At 74.0% G+C, this 16,840-nt stretch carries 15 protein-coding genes; 7 read left to right on the top strand and 8 right to left on the bottom strand.

Annotated features, from left to right (window positions below):
- Window positions 1-130: 130 nt before the first annotated feature.
- The 3 genes from RM446_RS23965 to RM446_RS23955 all read right to left on the bottom strand — a co-directional run bounded on the left by RM446_RS23965 (window position 131) and on the right by RM446_RS23955 (window position 2,623).
- Window positions 131-637 carry a hypothetical protein gene (locus RM446_RS23965; protein WP_311547707.1) on the bottom strand — a complete coding sequence of 169 codons (507 nt, stop codon included), beginning with the start codon at window positions 635-637 and terminating at the stop codon, window positions 131-133.
- Window positions 638-917: 280 nt separating this feature from the next.
- Entirely contained in the window at window positions 918-1,619 is a 702-nt protein-coding gene (locus tag RM446_RS23960; protein WP_311547706.1) for a TetR/AcrR family transcriptional regulator, read from the bottom strand.
- 176 nt (window positions 1,620-1,795) lie between these two features.
- Window positions 1,796-2,623: a class I SAM-dependent methyltransferase gene (locus RM446_RS23955; RefSeq protein WP_311547705.1), complete on the bottom strand. Its 828-nt coding sequence runs from the start codon at window positions 2,621-2,623 to the stop codon at window positions 1,796-1,798.
- A gap of 70 nt (window positions 2,624-2,693) precedes the next feature.
- Here RM446_RS23955 and RM446_RS23950 point away from each other — a divergent pair, with 70 nt between their 5' ends.
- The 4 genes from RM446_RS23950 to RM446_RS23935 all read left to right on the top strand — a co-directional run bounded on the left by RM446_RS23950 (window position 2,694) and on the right by RM446_RS23935 (window position 7,987).
- Window positions 2,694-3,281, top strand: a complete 588-nt coding sequence (locus tag RM446_RS23950; protein ID WP_311547704.1) for a TetR/AcrR family transcriptional regulator — start codon at window positions 2,694-2,696, stop codon at window positions 3,279-3,281.
- A gap of 249 nt (window positions 3,282-3,530) precedes the next feature.
- Window positions 3,531-4,733 (top strand): MFS transporter, encoded by a 1,203-nt coding sequence (locus RM446_RS23945; protein ID WP_311547703.1) that lies wholly within the window; start codon window positions 3,531-3,533, stop codon window positions 4,731-4,733.
- 398 nt (window positions 4,734-5,131) lie between these two features.
- A complete protein-coding gene (locus tag RM446_RS23940) occupies window positions 5,132-5,887 on the top strand; it encodes a dienelactone hydrolase family protein (protein ID WP_311547702.1) in 756 nt (251 codons plus the stop codon).
- A 528-nt stretch (window positions 5,888-6,415) separates the two neighbouring features.
- Complete coding sequence (locus RM446_RS23935; RefSeq protein WP_311547701.1) at window positions 6,416-7,987, top strand: glucuronyl esterase domain-containing protein; 1,572 nt, start codon at window positions 6,416-6,418, stop codon at window positions 7,985-7,987.
- 82 nt (window positions 7,988-8,069) lie between these two features.
- Here the strand turns inward: RM446_RS23935 and RM446_RS23930 are convergent, their stop codons facing one another.
- From RM446_RS23930 to RM446_RS23920, 3 genes are all read right to left on the bottom strand, one after another.
- Entirely contained in the window at window positions 8,070-9,260 is a 1,191-nt protein-coding gene (locus RM446_RS23930) for an MFS transporter (RefSeq protein ID WP_311547700.1), read from the bottom strand.
- 196 nt (window positions 9,261-9,456) lie between these two features.
- Window positions 9,457-10,137 (bottom strand): response regulator transcription factor, encoded by a 681-nt coding sequence (locus tag RM446_RS23925; RefSeq protein WP_311547699.1) that lies wholly within the window; start codon window positions 10,135-10,137, stop codon window positions 9,457-9,459.
- The gene (locus RM446_RS23920; protein WP_311547698.1) at window positions 10,134-11,345 is read right to left on the bottom strand and encodes a sensor histidine kinase; all 1,212 of its coding nucleotides are present in this window, start codon (window positions 11,343-11,345) and stop codon (window positions 10,134-10,136) included. Before RM446_RS23920 ends, RM446_RS23925 begins: the two co-directional genes overlap by 4 nt.
- 352 nt (window positions 11,346-11,697) lie before the next feature.
- Between RM446_RS23920 and RM446_RS23915 the strand changes: the two genes are divergently transcribed.
- The 3 genes from RM446_RS23915 (at window position 11,698) to RM446_RS23905 (ending at window position 14,499) form a co-directional block, all read left to right on the top strand.
- Complete coding sequence (locus RM446_RS23915; RefSeq protein WP_311547697.1) at window positions 11,698-12,906, top strand: cytochrome ubiquinol oxidase subunit I; 1,209 nt, start codon at window positions 11,698-11,700, stop codon at window positions 12,904-12,906.
- Complete coding sequence (locus tag RM446_RS23910; RefSeq protein WP_311547696.1) at window positions 12,903-13,676, top strand: cytochrome d ubiquinol oxidase subunit II; 774 nt, start codon at window positions 12,903-12,905, stop codon at window positions 13,674-13,676. The genes RM446_RS23915 and RM446_RS23910 overlap by 4 nt, the downstream gene beginning before the upstream one ends.
- 619 nt (window positions 13,677-14,295) lie before the next feature.
- Window positions 14,296-14,499 carry a cold-shock protein gene (locus RM446_RS23905; RefSeq protein WP_311547695.1) on the top strand — a complete coding sequence of 68 codons (204 nt, stop codon included), beginning with the start codon at window positions 14,296-14,298 and terminating at the stop codon, window positions 14,497-14,499.
- 140 nt (window positions 14,500-14,639) lie between these two features.
- Here the strand turns inward: RM446_RS23905 and RM446_RS23900 are convergent, their stop codons facing one another.
- Window positions 14,640-15,830, bottom strand: a complete 1,191-nt coding sequence (locus tag RM446_RS23900) for a cytochrome P450 (protein WP_311547694.1) — start codon at window positions 15,828-15,830, stop codon at window positions 14,640-14,642.
- Window positions 15,831-16,012: 182 nt separating this feature from the next.
- Window positions 16,013-16,765, bottom strand: a complete 753-nt coding sequence (locus RM446_RS23895) for a MerR family transcriptional regulator (protein ID WP_311547693.1) — start codon at window positions 16,763-16,765, stop codon at window positions 16,013-16,015.
- Window positions 16,766-16,840 lie beyond the last annotated feature (75 nt).

The raw sequence follows: 16,840 nt of genomic DNA, 5'->3' as shown, positions 1-16,840 counted from the left end.
TGGCAGACTGGGTGTCCAACGGAGCTCCTGCTGAACGGTGATCTTGGTCGACACGGTTCTAGCAGGAGCTCCGTCTTGTTTCAGGCGATTTGACACATGCGCGCCACGCCTTAACTACACGGCATTGCATCTAGATCCGCAGCACGGAGAGCTCGGCCAGGCGCAGTCGGGTGCGCCGCAGGCGCCTGCGGCGCCGGCGCCGCCCGTGTACTGCGATCGCCTGCGGTGCCGACGCCGCCGGGACGCGCGGGCCGGCCGGTAGGAAAGCCGGCCACAGGACCATGGCGACCGCGCCGACCGCCGGTGCGACGCCCATGCAGTCGGCGTGAGAGTGCGCCCCGGCGTCCTCGGCCGACTCGGCGCGCACGCAGCCGGAGCCGGAGCGGAGGCCGGGGTCGGCACGGGGAGGTGCGGAGTGCTGGTGCCGGTGGGGGGCGGCGGGAGTCCCGTGGCCGGCGTGGTCGGCGCGGCTTGCGCCTACACCGTGTCCGGACGACACCGTCAGGGAGTGCACCCCGCGGTCGGAGCCGGCATAGGCGTGGGACGCGACCGCGGACGGGCTCGCGGCGGAGTGGGGATGGCCGTGCGTCAGTGCACCGCCGAGCCCGTGAACGGCCGCGACCGGCAAGAGCGCCAAGACCAGCAAGAGAAGCGGCCGCACTGCGGCGGCCGCCTTCGGGGCGGTGGAGCCGAACGGCATCTATCCTCGGAGCCTAGGGAGGATTCGCAGGAGCATCGAATGATTCCCTGCTGATCGAGGGGCGGCCAGAGACACTACCCGGTTGCGCGGCCACTGCCTAGATCAGCGCAGGTCCCCACGAAACCGACGTTGTCCCCGCGGGTGCGGCGTCGCCCAGTGGGTGGAGCAGGCATTCGGGGCTGTGAGCGCCTGGCGGCGCGGGCGGCGGGGAGCCGACTCAGCCGGCCGGCGGAGCGTCGGCGAGGCGGTCGAGGAACTCGCCAAGCAGCGCGCGCTCGCCGGCGGTGAACAGCCCTTCCGCCCCGCCGAGCACGGCCTTCAGCCCGGCCGCGCGTTGGGCGTGGTCGGGCGGGCCGGGCGGCGCGGCCCCGGTGACGGCGCCGATCGCCGCCTCGCGCAGCCGCCGCGACAGGCCGCGGTCGTGCTCCTCGGGCGGGGCACTGATGAGGTGGAGGACGGCGCCCCTGCCGGCGGCGTGCACGGTCGCCGCCCCGGCCTCGACACCGACCGCCAGCCTTCCCGCCTCGGCGACGCGCCGCACGAGCATGCGCAGCCGCTCCGACGCCTGCTCGGCGGCGGGAGAGCGGCGGCCGGGGTCCGGTTGCACGTACATCAGCAGGTAGTGGGCCGGGTGCTCCAGGCCGAACTCGACGTGCAGGTCCCAGCCCGTGCGCAGGTCCTCGACCGGGTCGTCGGTCAGGGCCAGGTCGTACTTGCGCAGCAGGTAGGCGTCGAACCCGTCGGCGGCCACGGCGTCGAGCAGGCCGGCCATGTCGGTGAAGAGACGGTAAATGGTGGGCGGCTGGACCCCGGCCGCCGCGCTCACGGCCCGGGTGGTCACCGCGTCGCGCCCCCGCGACTGCAGCAGCTCAGCCGCCGCGTCGAGGATCCGCCGGCGCACCTCGTCCCGTTCGTTCACCGATCGATGATATCAGCGGACTGATATCCCTGATCTGCGGACGTCGGCGAGCCGGGCCTCCCCGCGCAGCTCCGAGGCGGTCGCCCGCCGGGATGCCGTGCCGACCGGACGGGACGGGGCGCGGGGGAGGGCCACCGCGCTCCGGGCGCGTCAGCCGGCCGCCTCAGCCGGGCGCGTCAGCCGGCTCCGGTCCGGCTCGCGGTGACCACGAGGGCGGTGTAGGGCATCGTGAACGCGCCGCCGAAGTCGTCGACGGCCGCACCCACCCCCTCCAGTACGCGCTCCAGTTCCTCGGGCGCCAGCCGGGTGTGGCCGCCGGTGGTGGGAACTTGGTCGAGCCACTCCTCGCGGGTGTAGGTCCGCTCCCAGTCGAACCGCCACTGCTCCGGCTCGCCGAACGACGCGCAGTCCCGGATCCCGCCGGCTGCGCGATCGCACACCGCCCCGTACGGATCGGCGCCGGTCGGCGTCCACTGCGCGCGTGCGAGGAAGTCGGGCAGGATCCGGCGGTAGACGTCGTCGAACGCCTCGGCCAGCGCCAGGGGCGGCCGGGCGGCGTTCCAGAACACGGCCAGGCGGCCGCCCGGCCGCAGGATCCCGGCCGCCTTCGCGGCGCCCGCGTCCGGGTCGACCCAGTGCCAGGCCTGACCCGAGACGACGGCGTCGAAGGACCGGTCAGCGGGGTCCCAGGACTCGAACTTCGCGATCTCGGCCTCCGTGCCGTGCCGCCGCGCCCATCCGGCCATGCGGGCGTCGGGCTCGACACCGAGGACGCGGCAGCCGGCCTTCTGGAACGCGCGGGCCGAGACGCCGGTGCCGCAGCCGGCGTCGAGGACATCGGGGCCGGGGCAGGCGGCGGTGATCGCCCGGACCATGGCGTCGGGGTAGCGCGGGCGCGCGCGGTCGTAGCGTTCGGGATCCGTGCCGAACGACTCCGCGATCCCGCGCGCCCGGTGGGGCTCCCGGGGTTCGGGGGGAGTGGGTTCCGAGGATATTGTGGGCATGCGCCCACAATAGTGGGCACGTGCCCACTCGGCAATCGGTTGGGCAGGGCGAGGCGGGGAGTGATGCGCGGTGCCGACCGGGACGGCCATCCGCGACGCGCGCGAGCAGCTGTTCGGCGCCGCGGAGCGGATCCTGCTGCGGGACGGGCCGAACGCGCTGACCAGCCGCGCAGTCACGGACGAGGCGGGCTGTGCCAAAGGCGTCCTGCACCGGCACTTCGCCGACTTCGACGCGTTCCTCGCCGAGCTCGTGCGGGACCGCGTCGCGCGGCTCGGCGTCCAGGCCGCCGCGCTGTGCGGCGCCGCGGGCACCGGCACCGTCGTCGGCAACCTCGCCGGAGCGCTGAGCGAGCTGTTCGATCCGGTGGCCGTCGCGGTCGTCGGGTTGGTGATCTCCCGCGACGGCCTGCGGGGCCGGCTGCGCGAGACCACGCCGGCGGGCGTCCCCCTGCTGACCGAGGCCGCGGCGATGCTCGCCGACTACCTCGCGGCCGAGCGGCGGGAGGGCCGCATCGCCGAGGAGGCCGACGTCGAGGCGCTGGGGCCGACGCTGATCGGCTCCGGGCACCTGCTCTTCGCCGACCGCGAGAGCGGGCCCCCGGACACCGCTGCCGTCCGCAAGGCCGTGGCCGCCGCCGTCGACGGCTACCTGCCGTAGAGGCCTGGGGAATCCCGTTGATCTTGTAGCTATCGTGAAGGAAAGCGCTTCCAGTGACGATGGCTACAAGATCGACGGTGGGGTACACCCGCCGCGTCGGGGAGACCGCCTCCGGGCGGCCGCGGCGGGGCGGAAATCGGGGGCGCTCGCCGAGGCCCGGGTGCGTAGTCCGTAGGATGACCGGATCTAACGGTGCCGTGCCTGTTCAGGAGGACCAATGGCCGCCTTGCCACCGCCCGGGAACCGCCCGTGAGCGCTGCGCCCGGCGCCGCCGCGCGGGACCGCTGGCTGTGGTGGCTGCTGGTCACCGTGGTCGCGTCCCAGACCACGCTCAACCTGTGCCGTCCGCTGATCTCCTACCGCTCCGTCGCGCTGGGCGCCGACGCCTTCGCGGTCGGCCTGATCACGGCGGCGTTCGCGATCCTTCCGCTGGCCGTCGCGGTACCCCTGGGACGGCTCAGCGACCGCCTCCGGCGCACCGCCTGGATCGTGGCCGCGGGCATCGTGCTGATGGCGCTGGCCCCGCTGCTGCTGGCCCAGTCCCAGCGGCTCGTCACCGTCGCCGCGGGCAGCGCCGTCCTGGGGCTCGGCCACCTCACCTTCATGGTCGCCGCGCAGCGGCTCGTCGCCCAGCGGTCGGCGGAGGACCGGCTCGACCGCAACTTCGGCCTGCTCACGGCGTCGGCGGCGCTCGGCCAGCTGGTCGGGCCCCTGCTCTGCAGCCTGCTGCTCTCCGACGCGTCCTCCGACACCGGCCTGGAGTCCGCCACCCAGCAGGCCTTGATCGTGGCGGCGGTGACCGCGGCGCTGGGGCTGCCGGCGGTTCTCGGACTCTGGTCGGCGACCCAGCCCCGGGCCGGGGACGAAGGCTCCGCGCCGCTGCCGATCGCGGACCTGCTGCGCCGTCCCGGCGTGCCCACCGGCCTGTTCACCAGCCTCGCGCTGCTGGCGGCCGTGGACCTGCTCACCGCCTACCTGCCGCTCATCGCCGACCAGCGCGGGATCACCCCGGCGGTCGTCGGCGCCCTCCTGGCGACCCGCGCGGCCGCGTCGATCCTGTCGCGCCTGCTGGTGGACCGGCTCGTGCAGCGCTGGTCCCGCCACCTGCTCATCATGGGCAGCACACTGGGCTCGGCCGCCGCGCTGAGCGCAGTGGCGCTGCCGGTTTCGGGGACCGCGGCCATGGGGACCGCGCTCGCCCTCGGCGGCTTCCTCCTGGGCCTCGGCCAGCCGCTGACCATGACCATGGTCGTGCGCGCCGTCCCGCCCGAGACCCGCGGCACCGCCCTGTCCCTGCGCCTGTGGGGCAACCGCCTCGGCCAGGTCGCGATCCCCGCCGCCGCGGCCACCGTCGCCGGAGCCGCCGGCGCGGCCGGAGCCCTGTGGTTCGTCAGCGCCGTCCTCCTCGCGGCGACCAAGGCCGTGCACAGCTCCGCCGCCCGGGAGCCGTGAGAAGGCGCCCCTTTCGGGGCCCGCGACCCCGGCGGACGCTTGCCGGCACGAGCTCCACCCCGCGCACAGGCGGCTGACGCGGGCGGTTCAGTTCCGGGGCGGTACACACGCGGGAAGGCGGTCCGGCTCCGGCTCCAGCGCTGCCGTGGCGCGAGCCGGGATGGTGCCGCGGGCCGACGGCGCCGCGCGGGGGCCGGGAGAGGCGCTCCTCGGACTTCTGCACGACCTCGGCGGGAGTAGCCTCCTTGCCGGTGCCGGAGGAGGCCCCGCGGCGCATCCGCGGCGGACGGCGGCCGCGCTCGTGCGGCGAGCGCCCCGCTCCGTCGGCGCCGGAGTGTGCGCCGGGGACCGGTCCGGCCCGCCCGAAACCCGTCTCCGCGTCATTCCAGGGAGCCCACATGGCCACCGTGTACGGCACCGCCGTGGACATCACCACCGAGGACGGCGTCGCCGACGCCTTCCTCGCCCACCCCGACGACGGCGGCACGCATCCCGGCGTCCTGCTCTACATGGACGTCCTCGGCCTGCGCGCCCAGCTCAAGCGGATGGCGACCCGCCTGGCCGCGGCAGGGTACACGGTCCTGGTCCCCAACGTCTTCTACCGCCACGGGCGCTCGCCGCTCGTCGAGCTTCCGGAGTTCATCGACTCCGACAGCCGTCCGAAGGTCTTCGATCAGCTCAGCCCGATCATGCAGTCGCTTACGCCCGAGCAGGTGAAGCGCGACGCCGGCGCCTACCTGGACCGCCTGGCCGAGTCCCCCCAGGCTTCCGCCGGGCCGGCGGGCGTCGTCGGCTACTGCTTGGGCGCGATCCTGACGCTGCGCACGGCCGGGACCCACCCTGACCGGGTGGCGGCGGCGGCCGGCTTCCACGGCGCCAACCTCGCCCCCGACACCCCCGACGGCCCGCACCTGCTCGCCGACCGCATCACCGCCGAGCTGTACTTCGGCCACGCCGACAAGGACCACACGTTGCCCCCCGAGCAGGTCGACCGCCTCGACCGGGCCCTCGCCTCGGCGGGTGTGCGCTTTGAGTCCGAGGTCTACGAGGGCGCCCAGCACGGCTACACCCAGGCCGACACCGCCTCCTACGACGAAGCGGCGACCGAGCGCCACTGGCGCGCGCTGCTGGACCTGTTCGGCCGCAACCTCTGACCGCCCCGCGCGCGGCGGCGCCCGCTCCGGCAGAGGCGGGCGCCGCCGCCTGCGGCATCCCGGCGCGGCGACCCGCCGTGGTCGGAGTTCCCGGCACACGGCTCGACGCGGAGCCTCCACGCCCGGCGGCGCCTCCTTCACGGCCTTTCGCCCGCTGGGCAGCCCCATCGTGTGCGCCCGTCTCGGACGCGGTCCCGTGGCCACCGGCTTCTCGGCGGCCACGATGCTTTCCAAAATATTCCGGAATACTGTTGTCGAAACTTCTGGAAGGCAGCCGGAATATTTCATTACCATGGGATCGCTCCCAAGCCTGGTTCCGGACCGCGTCGCGCACACCATCCTGACCGGGAGTCAGCATGCGCCTACGCACATCCCACCGCCGATCTCGCGGCAGTGCCGCGGGCGGGTCGGAACGGCCTGCATCCCCCTATCCGGTGCGCACCGGCGAGTACGCGGCCCGGCGCCCCTGGCGCCCCTGGCGCCGCCGGGCCGCCGCGCTCGGCTGCGCGCCATCCACTGGAGGTTCGAATGCGCTCCCGCCGATACCGGCCGCGGGGCTGGGCGGGCGCGGCCTGCGTCACCGCCCTGACCCTGGCCGCGACCCTCACCCCCCAGGCCGGCGTCCTCGCCGACGAAGACGACGGCGCCGACTGCTCGGTACCCGCCCCGGGGCAGACGTCCGAGGCCCTGCTGCCCGACCCCTTCACGAAGCTGGACGGCACCCGGATCAGCACCACGTCCGAATGGCGGTGCCGCCGGGCCGAGATCAAGGAGCTGGCGGAGAGCTCCGTCTACGGCCAGAAGCCCGCGCCGCCGGATAGCGTCACCGGCACCGTCTCCGGCTCCGGCATCACCGTGAACGTGACGGACCAGGGCCGCAGCACCAGCTTCTCGGCCGACGTCGACCTGCCGAGCGGCTCCGGCCCCTTCCCCGCCGTCGTGGTCCTCGGCGGGCTCGGGGCCGACACCCAGACGATCACGTCCTCCGGCGCCGCCGTCATCGGCTTCGATCCCTACGCGGTCGGCGAAGAGGGCACGTCGCGCAACAGCAAGCAGGGCGCGTTCTACGACGTCTACGGCTCCTCCAGCGGCACCGGGCTGCTGATGGCCTGGTCCTGGGGAATCAGCCGGATCATCGACGTCGTCGAGCAGTCCGACGGCAGCATCCTGCGCGCCGACGGCACCGGTGTCACCGGGTGCTCCCGGTTCGGCAAGGGCGCCTTCGTGGCCGGCGCCTTCGACCAGCGCATCGACCTGACCATGCCCGTCGAGTCGGGCACCGCCGGCGTCCCCGCATTGCGATCGGTCGCCCAGGAGGACGGCGCCCAGCCGCTGAGCAGCGCCTACTCGGAGCAGCCCTGGCTGGGCGACGCCTTCAGCTCCTACACCGGCAACCCGGCCGCCCTGCCCGTCGACACCCACGAGATCGTGGGCATGGTCGCGCCGCGGGGCCTGCTCGTCATGGAGAACCCGCACGTCGACTGGCTGGGAGCCACGTCCGGAAGCGTGGCAGCCCTGGGCGGGCGCGAGGTCTACAGGGCCCTCGGCGCGGAGGACAACATCTCCTACATCTCCGACGTCCAGGACGGCACCCACTGCGCCACCAGGTCGGAATGGAAGGGCCCGATGCGGCAGAGCATCGAGCGGTTCCTGCTGGACTCGGGCAGCGCGCCCGGCGAGTTCCGGATCTCGCCCAGCGAGTCCGGCGACCTGTCCGCCTGGCGGAACTGGCAGACGCCGAACCTGACCGGCGACGGCGGCGATCCCGGCGACGGGGGAGACCCGGGCGACGGAGGGAGCGGCACCTGCACCGCCGACTTCCAGGCGGTCAACACCTGGTCCGGCGGCTACCAGGGTGAGGTGACGGTCACCAACGGCACCTCCGGCGCGTTCGACGGCTGGAGCGTCGGCATGACCCTGGCGCCCGGGCAGTCCATCAGCAACCTCTGGAACGGCGAGAGCTCCGGCACCAGCGGCGACATCACGGTCACCGACACCCGGTGGAACGGCGCCCTCGCCGCCGGCGACAGCGTCGCATTCGGCTTCGTCGCCTCCGGTTCCACCACCGCACCCAGCGGACTCAACTGCTCCGGTTCCTGATCGGATCCGACCGCCGCCGAGAGGTCCGCCCCGGCGCCGCACCGGCCGCCGGGGCGGGCCCCGGGCCGGGCGGCGCTCGCGGCTACCGGGCCGGCGCGCGCCGGGTCGCCGACACCCACGCGACCGCTCCCCAGAACAGCGCCGCGACGCCGGCGAGCACGGCCGCGACCGCCGGATAACCGGTGCCGGCCGCCAGCCAGGCGGCGCCGACCGGTCCGGCGAGGCCCACGACGCCCCAGCCGCTGAACACCATGCCGTAGGCGGCGCCGAACCTGTCCGCGGGCACGGTGTCGGCGACCGCCATGGGCGTGAGAACCGAGACGGCGCCGTATTGGGCGCCCAGCGCCAGCAGTGCCGCGAGGGCGCCGCCCGGCTCCTCGACCAGGGCCAGCGTCACACACGCCCCGACGAGCACGGCGGCGGTCGCGTGCAGGGCCGGGACGTGCCCGATCCGGTCGGCGATCGGCCCGGCGGCCAGCCGGCCGGCGAAGTTGCCCGCGTTGAGCAGCACCACCGCCGCCACCGCGAGCTCCGGCGCCCCAGCGAATCCGCCCGCGTGCCCGAACGCGACCAACGCCGGCGCGCTGCCCAGCAAGAACATCACCCACGACGCGAGGATCGATCGGCGGTAGCGGCGCAGCGCCGGAGTCCGCGGCGCGTCCGGCGCGTCCGCCGCGCCCCTGGTGCGCGGCGGCGCGGAGCGGGACGACTGCGCGGCACCGGGCAGCAGGACGCTCGCGCACGCCGTCAGACCGCCGAGCAGGACCGCGAGGACCGTGAACATCCCGGTGCGCCCCACCGCGTCCAGCAGGGCGCCGACGACCGGAGCCAGCACGACGGCGCCGGCGGCGTAGGCGCTGACCACGACCGCCACCGCGCTCCCGCGCTTGGTCGCGGCGGTCCCGGCCACTCGCACCGCGGTGGCGTAACCGAGTCCCGTCGCGCCGCCCAGCATGACGCCGAAGCCGAGCACGAGCACCGCCGGCGACTCGGCCAACCCCGCGGTGACCAGGCCGAGAACCACACCCGCACCGACGACCAGGGCGATCCGCCGCGGCGCCACGGCGTCGGCGACCCGCCCGCCGACGAGCACTCCGGCGGTGAAGGAGCCCAGCCCGACCGCATAGGCCGCGCTCAGCTGGGGACCCGCGACGTTCAGCTCGACCGAGAGCGCGCGGCTGAACGCGTCCCACAGAAACAGCGGCCCGACGGCGAAGTCGAGCAGCACCGCTCCGGCTAACGCGCGCCGCGCCGGGACCATCGGTTCCCACATCCCATCCGCCGGTCCGCCGCCGCCCGGGTCCGGCGGGATCCCGGGCGACGTCTCCGCGCCGCATTCGCACGCGGCACGGAACGCCCGCGGCCGCCGCCCGCCCAGTCTCGAAGGCCGCCGACGCATGCGCAACCGGGCGGGCAGACCTCGTCGCGGACGGGCCGCCCCACGGTCCGTGCGCCGGCGCCCGTGGCCCCTACCGCCGCGGCTCCGGCCCCGGGACACCGCTGCGTGCGGCGAGCAGGCCCATCTGCGTGCGGTTGCCGCAGTCCAGTTTCACCAGCAGCCGCGAGACGTAGCCCTTCACTGTCGCCTCGCTCAGGTGCAGACGCCGGGCGATCCGCGTGTTGGACAACCCTTCGCCCAGGCAGCCCAGCACCTGGTGCTCGCGCTCGGTAAGCCGGGCGACCAGCTCGCTCTCGCTCTCGCGCTCGTTGCGCCGGTCCTCGGCCGACGCCAGCAGGCGGCGGGTGGCGGCGGGCGACATGACCGTGTGGCCGTCCGCGGCGACGCGCACGAGATCGAGGAGGTCCTCCGGCGGAGTCGACTTCAGCAGGAAACCCGTCGCACCGGACCGAAGGGCCCGCATCACGTACTCGTCCCGGTCGAACGTGGTGAGCGCGACCACCACCGGAGGCGACTGCATGCGGCTTATCTGCTCGATCGCGGTGAGACCGTCGACGCCCGGCATGCGCAGATCCATGAGCACGAGATCGGGGCGGTGCCGCAATACCGCCTCAAGGGCGGCCGCGCCGTCGTAGGCCTCGCCGCGCACCTCGATGTCGGGGGCCGAGCCCAAGATCGTGCGCAGGTGCCGGCACACCATGGCGTCGTCGTCGACGACGAGGACGCCGATTCCGGTTCCCTCCCGACTCACAGGCGGCCCTCCTCTGCGGCCGGGGTCGGGACGTAGGCCGGCAGCCGCGCGTCGATGCGGAAACCCCCGGCGGAGGTGGCGCCGGCCTCCAGGGCTCCGCCCATCAGCTCCACCCGCCACCGCAGCCCGCTGAGCCCCGAGCCGGACCCGCTCTCGACAAGCACGGGATCAGGAGAGCGGGTCGGAGCGGTGTTGCTGACGGCCAGCCGCACTCCCTGGGCACTGTAGTCCGCGTGGACGCGGACCCGCGTACCGGGAGCGTGCTTCCGGGCGTTGGTCAGCGCCTCTTGGACGATGCGTTGGGCTGTGCGGGCCACGATCGGGGAGAGGCCGTCGGGGTCGCCCTGCTCGGAGAGGTCGACGGGTACGCCGACGCTCCCCGACTCCGCGGAGAGAGACGGCAGGTCGACCGCCGCCTGGGCCCTTTGGGGGCCGGCGCCGTCCTCTCCGCCGGGCAGGATCCCCGAGAGATCGCGCAGCTCCTCCAATGCCCGGTAGCCGGTCGAGCGCAGCTCCTCGGCGGCCTCCCGGGTCTGCTCGTCCTCACAGGAGACGCGCAGCGCTCCGGCCTGGAGCACCATCAGGCTCACCCGGTGGGTCACCACGTCGTGCATCTCCGCGGCGATCCGCGAGCGCTCGTCGGCGCGCGCCTGCGCAGCGAGCAGCTGCTGTTCGCGCTCCGCGCGCTCCGCCCGTCCGGCCAGCGCCGACTCCACGGTGCGGCGGGCGGCGACGTACATGCCCAGGACCGCGGCGGTCACGACGAAGGCCAGCGTGCGTGCACCGGCGCCCTCCACCTGCCACGGGTCCAGGGCGACGGCCGACAGCACCGCCAGAAGTACGACGGGAGTCCACGAAGCCGCCCTGTTGCCGCTGTAGGCCAACGCGGCGTAGGCGGCGAACGGAGCCGTCGGCGGATACAGCGTCACCGCGTCGGCGCTGGCGGTGGCCAGGTCCGGAATCGCCAGGTTCGCCGCGACGGTCGCCGCCGCCGCCGCGGCGGTGAGCCACGCGAGCACGAGGGGTGCCGTGCGGCGCAGAAGCAGACTCGTGCAGAGCAGGGCCAGGAGGGCGGACCAGGCGAACCCGGAGGGCTCTCCGGCGGCCAGCCGCTGCCATGTCATCCCCAGACCCAGGGCGAAAGCCAGCGCGACGGCCGCCGCGTCGAAGAGGCGGTCGCGCGCCGAGGCGGAGCCGTGGCCGAGCACAGCACCACAGTATGCGCCGACACGCGCACGGCCCGCTCCTGCGGAAGCGGACCCTACGAAAGTGGCATGCTCCGCCCGCGCCGCCCCACCTGTGTCGGTCGCGGTCGCGACCTTCGACGCTGGTGCGGCTCGGTCGCAGTGGGCTGCAATGAACCGGTCGGTGTACGTGTGAAGGCGTTCCGCATCGCGTAAGCCGGTGGTCCTTCGTCACAACGCATGCGCGTTTGGAGGGGTGATCGCGTCGCACCGGACGCCGGTACCGCCGGCGGGGTCCGGACGATCCGCCGCGACGCGCAGCACCGCCCGCCGGAGGCGTCACGCGATCCGGTCCGAGCCGAAGGGGGAGGTTGTGGTGGAGGCGCTGGACCTCGCACGCCTGCAGTTCGCCGTGACTTCGAGCCTGCACTTCATGTTCGTGGTCCTGACGCTGGGGCTCGCACCCCTCGTTGCGATCATGCAGACGATGCACACGGTCTCCGGGCGCGGTGTCCACGAGAGGATGACGCGCTTCTGGGGGCAGATCTACCTGATCAACTACGCGCTGGGCATTCTCAGCGGACTGGTGATGGAGTTCCAGTTCGGGCTGAGCTGGAAGGGCCTCTCGCACTACGCCGGCGACGTCTTCGGCGCCCCCTTGGCGATGGAGACCATGGGGGCGTTCTTCCTCGAGTCGACGTTCCTCGGACTGTGGATCTTCGGCTGGCACATCCTGCCCAAGCGGATCCATCTCGCCCTCATCTGGCTGGTGGCCCTGACCGCCTACATCTCCGCGTTCTGGATCATGGCGGCCAACTCCTACCTGCAGAACCCCGTGGGATCGCGCGAGGAGGACGGCAGGCTGGTGCTGACCGATTTCAGCGCCCTGCTCACCAACCCCCACTTCCTGACGTCGCTGCCGCACGTGGTCGGCGCCGGGTTCATGACCGTCGGCTTCGGCGTCACCGGGATCAGCGCCTATCACCTCTTCCGGCGGACCCGCGATCGCGACCTGTTCCTACGCTCCCTGCGCATCGGGGTCGTCTCCGCCGCCGCGGCCGGGCTGACGACCTTCGCCACCGGGCACCTGGCTCCCGGCTATGTGGAAGAGACACAGCCGGACAAGTTCACCGGACCGCCGGTGGAGCCGACCATGAACGGCATGCTGCTCATCGGCGACCTGCTGACAGCCTTCGCCGTCCTGGTCCTACTGCCCATGCTGGTCCGCGACAGGCTCGCACGCGCCCGTTGGCTGCACCCCCTGCTGGTGGCCCTCATCCCCCTGCCGTATGCGGCCTCGGTTCTGGGCTGGGTGGTTCGTGAGCTGGGGCGCCAGCCTTGGATGGTCTACGGCGAGCTGACCGTGGCGGACGCCGTGAGCCCCGTCCCCGCCGAAACCCTGGCGCTCTCACTCACCGCGTTCACGATTGTGGTCGGGCTGCTGACGGTCACCGACCACGTGCTCATCGCGCGGTCCGCGGCGCGCGGGCCGGCGGATGTCGTCCTCGGGGCGCCCGCCGCCGGCGCGGAAATGCCCGCTCCGTCTCCCGCGCCGCTTGCGGAGCCCTCGGAAGGAGACCGATGAGCATCCTCTGGCTCGTCCTGGTCGCGGCCGTCTTCTGCGGCTACTTCGTCCTGGAGGGTGCCGTGATCGGGCTCGGCGTCCTCCACCCCGTGCTGGGCCGCAGTCCGGGAGAGCGGGCCCGGACGGTGACCGCGCTCGGCCCGCTCATGCTGGCCGGCGAAGTCTGGCTGGTGGCGCTGGTCGGGTTGTTGTTCGGGGTGTATCCGCAGGTCGAGGGCGACGTCCTGACCGGGCTCCATCCGATCGTGGTCGCCCTGCTCGTCGCCTGGCTGCTGCGCGACGCCGGAGTCTGGTTCCGGCGCTTGAGCGGCGGGCCGCGGCGGCAGTGGGCCTGCGACGCGCTGATCACCGCCGGGAGCCTGGGCTTGGCGCTGGCGTGGGGACTGGCGTTCGCCCGCTACCTCACGGGGGCCGAAGGGGCGGCCGCGACGAGGGCCGGTGCGGTGCTCGGCGCCGTGATCGCAGCGCTGCTCGCCGTACACGCCGCCGCGCTGACGGCGCGGCGGCTGCCCCGCGCCGCGGAGGCCGTGCGGCGGCTCGGCCGCCTCGGCCACCCGGCCGTCACTGCGGCGCTCGTGACCCTGGCGAGCCTCGGCACGACTGGCTCCTTCGCGCCGCACCTGCTGGACAACACCGCTCCGGCCGCGACGCTCGCGGCGATGTCGTGGGTGATCCTGCCGATCGTCCCCTTCGTCGCCGGGGCCCAGTGGTGGGCGTGGCGGCTGTTCCTCCGGCCGGCTCCGCCATCCGACGTCCCGGCCTTCTTCTGAGAGCGCGAAAGGGGCGCGGAGATGGAGGGGACAGCCGTTGCCCGCCATCGGCCGGTCCCGCGTGAACCCCTAGAGACCCTCGATGCCGACTCGCGCGCCGGAGACGAAGGACACATTCCCGGGGGGCCCGCGGGGGTTTAGCTCGCGGATCCCGCGGTCGCCGCACCGGAGAAAGCGCGGCGCGCGGGGCCCGGACCGGGCCCGCACGCGGCCCCCGGCAACCGCCCGGCGGCCGGCGAGCAGAGGCCGGTTGGCCTGTGTCGGCGCAGTTCGGCGCGGGTGCGCGGTGACGCCGGAGTGCCGGTGCGGTCGGTGCGTCCGACACCGGGCGGGGGAGCTTCGGTGCCCCTCCCGGCCTCCGCCCGAACCGGCCGGCGCCGTCCTTCAGGCCGGGCGGGGACACTCCGCGGCCGCGAAACCGCGCGGAGGGAATGCCTGATGCTGTAGGTTGTTCTACTGAGCGATCGTGCGTTTTCGTTGTACGAATTTGACTTCGTGTATTGCGCTCGCAGTCTCCAACGCGAGTGGTCCTGCAGCCAGGGATGGTGGGTGGGCGCTCTGAAAGCGATCGCGGATCCGGAAAATCGGATTCGACCCGTCGACCTGCCAGGAGGCAGTCATGGCTCAGGGAACCGTCAAGTGGTTCAACGGCGAAAAAGGCTTCGGCTTCATCAGCCAGGATGAGGGCGGCCCGGACGTCTTCGTCCACTACAGCAACATCGACGGCAGCGGCTTCCGCAACCTCGATGAGAACCAGCGCGTCGAGTTCGACGTCACGCAGGGCCCCAAGGGCCCGCAGGCCGAGCGCGTCCGCGCGGTGTAGTGGCGGCGCGGCCCCGGTAGACCGGACGCTCCGCGCCTTCCAGCACTGACACTGCCCCCGCCGTCCACGGCGGGGGCAGTCGTCGTTTCGGGGCCCGCCGCCGTCGCCGCTGCGGGGCGGCCTCCCTTCGGAGCGCCTCGTCACCAGGTGACGGGCACCGCGGTGGGACCGGCGTCGGTCTCGCCGCGGACCCACGCCAGGTCTTCCACCGCTGTTTCGAGCCGGAGGCCGGGGAGGCGCCGGGCGAGGCAGACCAGCGCCGCGCCCAGCTCGATCCGCGCCGGCGCCGCACCGAGGCAGTGGTGCGGCCCTCGGCCGAAGGACAGGTGCGGGCTCGCGGACCGCCGCTTGGGCAGGAAGCGGTCCGGATCGGGGAAGTGGGCCGGATCGCGGTTGGCGGCCTCCAGCCGCACCAGGACGGCGTCTCCCTTCGCGATCGGGACCCCGTCCAGTTCGAAGTCGGCGTGGGCCCAGCGCGGGAACGGCTCGGCGATCACCCCGGCCTCCTGGCGCAGCACCTCTTCCACGGCGGTCGCCACATCGTCGGCGCCGGCATCGGCGAGCCCGGCCAGCCGCCCTTCGGCGAGGAGCCGGATCACTCCGACGGAGAGGGCGTTGCGGCTTGTCTGGTAGCCCGCAACGACGAGTGTGGTGGCCATCGCGGTGAGCTCGTCGCCGCCGAGCCGCCCGTCGTCGGCGTCGCGTACCGAGATCAGGCCGCTGAGCAGGTCGTCTCCGAGATCCCCGCGCTTGGCGGCGACCAACCCGGCGGCGTAGCCGGTGAGGTCGCTCCACGCCTGCATCGCCGCTGCGGCCTGCTCCTCGTTCTCGAGGGCGTGGAAGTCCACGGAGCCGACCGCCTCGGCCAGCGCGCTGAAGCGCTCGCGCTCGCCGACCTCAACGCCGAGCAGTTCGCCGATCACCGCCAGCGACAGCGGGGAGGCCAGGCCCGCGACGAGGTCCGCGGGCGGGCCCGCGTCGGCGAACGACTCGACGTGCGCGGCGGCCAGCTCCTCGATGCGCGGACGCACGGCTGCGACGCTGCGGGGCGTGAAGGCCTTGGCGACCAGCCGGCGCAGGCGGGTGTGGGCATCGCCGTCCTGGAACAGCGTGTCGTTGCCGGGGTCGGCGGTGCCGGAGGGGGTCATCCCCAGCCGCGGGTCGGCCAGCGCCGCGGCCGCTGCCTCGTAGGAGGTGACCAGCCACGCGCGCCGCCCGTCGGGGGTCGTGACCCGGGCGACGGGCTCGCTGCCGCGCAGCTCGGCGTAGGCGTGCGGCGGGTCCAGCGGGTTGGGCCGGTCGAAGGGCAGTCTGCGGTCGGTCTCGGACATGGCGGAGGCCTCTCTGGTGACGGCACGGGTGATGTGCGGACGCGCCGGGCACTGCCATCGGTGCCGCTGCGCGCCCGGGACTTCTGTTGCCGCGCCGGCGGGGCGCAGCGGCGGGGGCAAGGGCCGGCCGGGCAAGGCTCAGGCCCGCCCTCGGCGGTCGGGCCGGCTGCGGCGGCGCGGGTTCACACCCGCTCCTTCAGCAGGACCACCACCTGCCGGAACACCTCGGCCTGGGCGGCGGGAAGCTCCCGCGACAGCGCGTCCAGCCAGCGGCCGTGCTCGCTGTCGTCGAGGCTGGCGACCATGGCCGCGGCCATCTCGCCGGGCAGGTAGGCGGCCAGGTCGCCGGCGAGCGCGGCGACGCGGGGATCGTCCGGGGCGGCGTCGGCGATCTCGTCCAGCCGCATGTAGACCACACGCGCCTGCTCGGCCGCCCCGGGTTCGGTGAGCAGGCTGAACAGGTCGCCGAGCGCGGCCCGGTCGGCGGGGTCGGCGCCGGTGTCGACGACCGCCAGGAACCCGCGGTCGAACTCGGCGAACTCCGAACCGCTCGCGGGCAGGCCGCGCAGCACCTCCGCCATCCGGGGCGACACCGCGGAGTCCGGGCCAAGGTCCGCCTCCTGAAGAAGGTCCGCCAGCCGCTCCCGCTTGGCTGCGATCGCCCGCTGCTGCCGCGCCAGGTCGGCGTCCAGCTCTCTGAGCACCTCCCGCAGCTCCCGGCCGCGGTCGTCCGCCAGGACGTCGCGGATTTCGTCCAGGGACAGGCCCAGCTCGCTCAGGCGGCGGATGCGGGCGAGTGCGATTGCGTCACGCAGGCGGTACTCCCGGTAGCCGTTCGGCAGCCGCCCGGGCTCGGGGAGGATCCCCTGGTGGTGGTAGTGCCGCACGGTCCGGGTGGACACCCCGACCAGCGCGGCGAGCTCGCCGATTCGCATGCCTCCATTAGAGGCGTTGACGCCGCGTCAAGGTCAACGCGCTACGCGGCGCGGGAGGGCTGGGGGCGCACCGCC

It is taken from the genome of Streptomonospora wellingtoniae (assembly GCF_031845375.1).
GTDB classification, from domain to species: Bacteria; Actinomycetota; Actinomycetes; order Streptosporangiales; family Streptosporangiaceae; genus Streptomonospora; species Streptomonospora wellingtoniae.
Note: the sequence above shows the minus strand (reverse complement) of the source record. Positions and strands in the feature narration are given on the sequence as shown.

What these genes read in the sequence shown, in the direction of transcription:
- RM446_RS23955 (WP_311547705.1), bottom strand. Translation starts at nt 2,623, where the DNA reads ATGCCCACAATATCCTCGGAACCCACTCCCCCCGAACCCCGGGAGCCC.
- RM446_RS23940 (WP_311547702.1), top strand. Translation starts at nt 5,132, where the DNA reads ATGGCCACCGTGTACGGCACCGCCGTGGACATCACCACCGAGGACGGC.
- RM446_RS23935 (WP_311547701.1), top strand. Translation starts at nt 6,416, where the DNA reads ATGCGCTCCCGCCGATACCGGCCGCGGGGCTGGGCGGGCGCGGCCTGC.
- RM446_RS23930 (WP_311547700.1), bottom strand. Translation starts at nt 9,260, where the DNA reads ATGTGGGAACCGATGGTCCCGGCGCGGCGCGCGTTAGCCGGAGCGGTG.
- RM446_RS23910 (WP_311547696.1), top strand. Translation starts at nt 12,903, where the DNA reads ATGAGCATCCTCTGGCTCGTCCTGGTCGCGGCCGTCTTCTGCGGCTAC.
- RM446_RS23905 (WP_311547695.1), top strand. Translation starts at nt 14,296, where the DNA reads ATGGCTCAGGGAACCGTCAAGTGGTTCAACGGCGAAAAAGGCTTCGGC.
- RM446_RS23900 (WP_311547694.1), bottom strand. Translation starts at nt 15,830, where the DNA reads ATGTCCGAGACCGACCGCAGACTGCCCTTCGACCGGCCCAACCCGCTG.
- RM446_RS23895 (WP_311547693.1), bottom strand. Translation starts at nt 16,765, where the DNA reads ATGCGAATCGGCGAGCTCGCCGCGCTGGTCGGGGTGTCCACCCGGACC.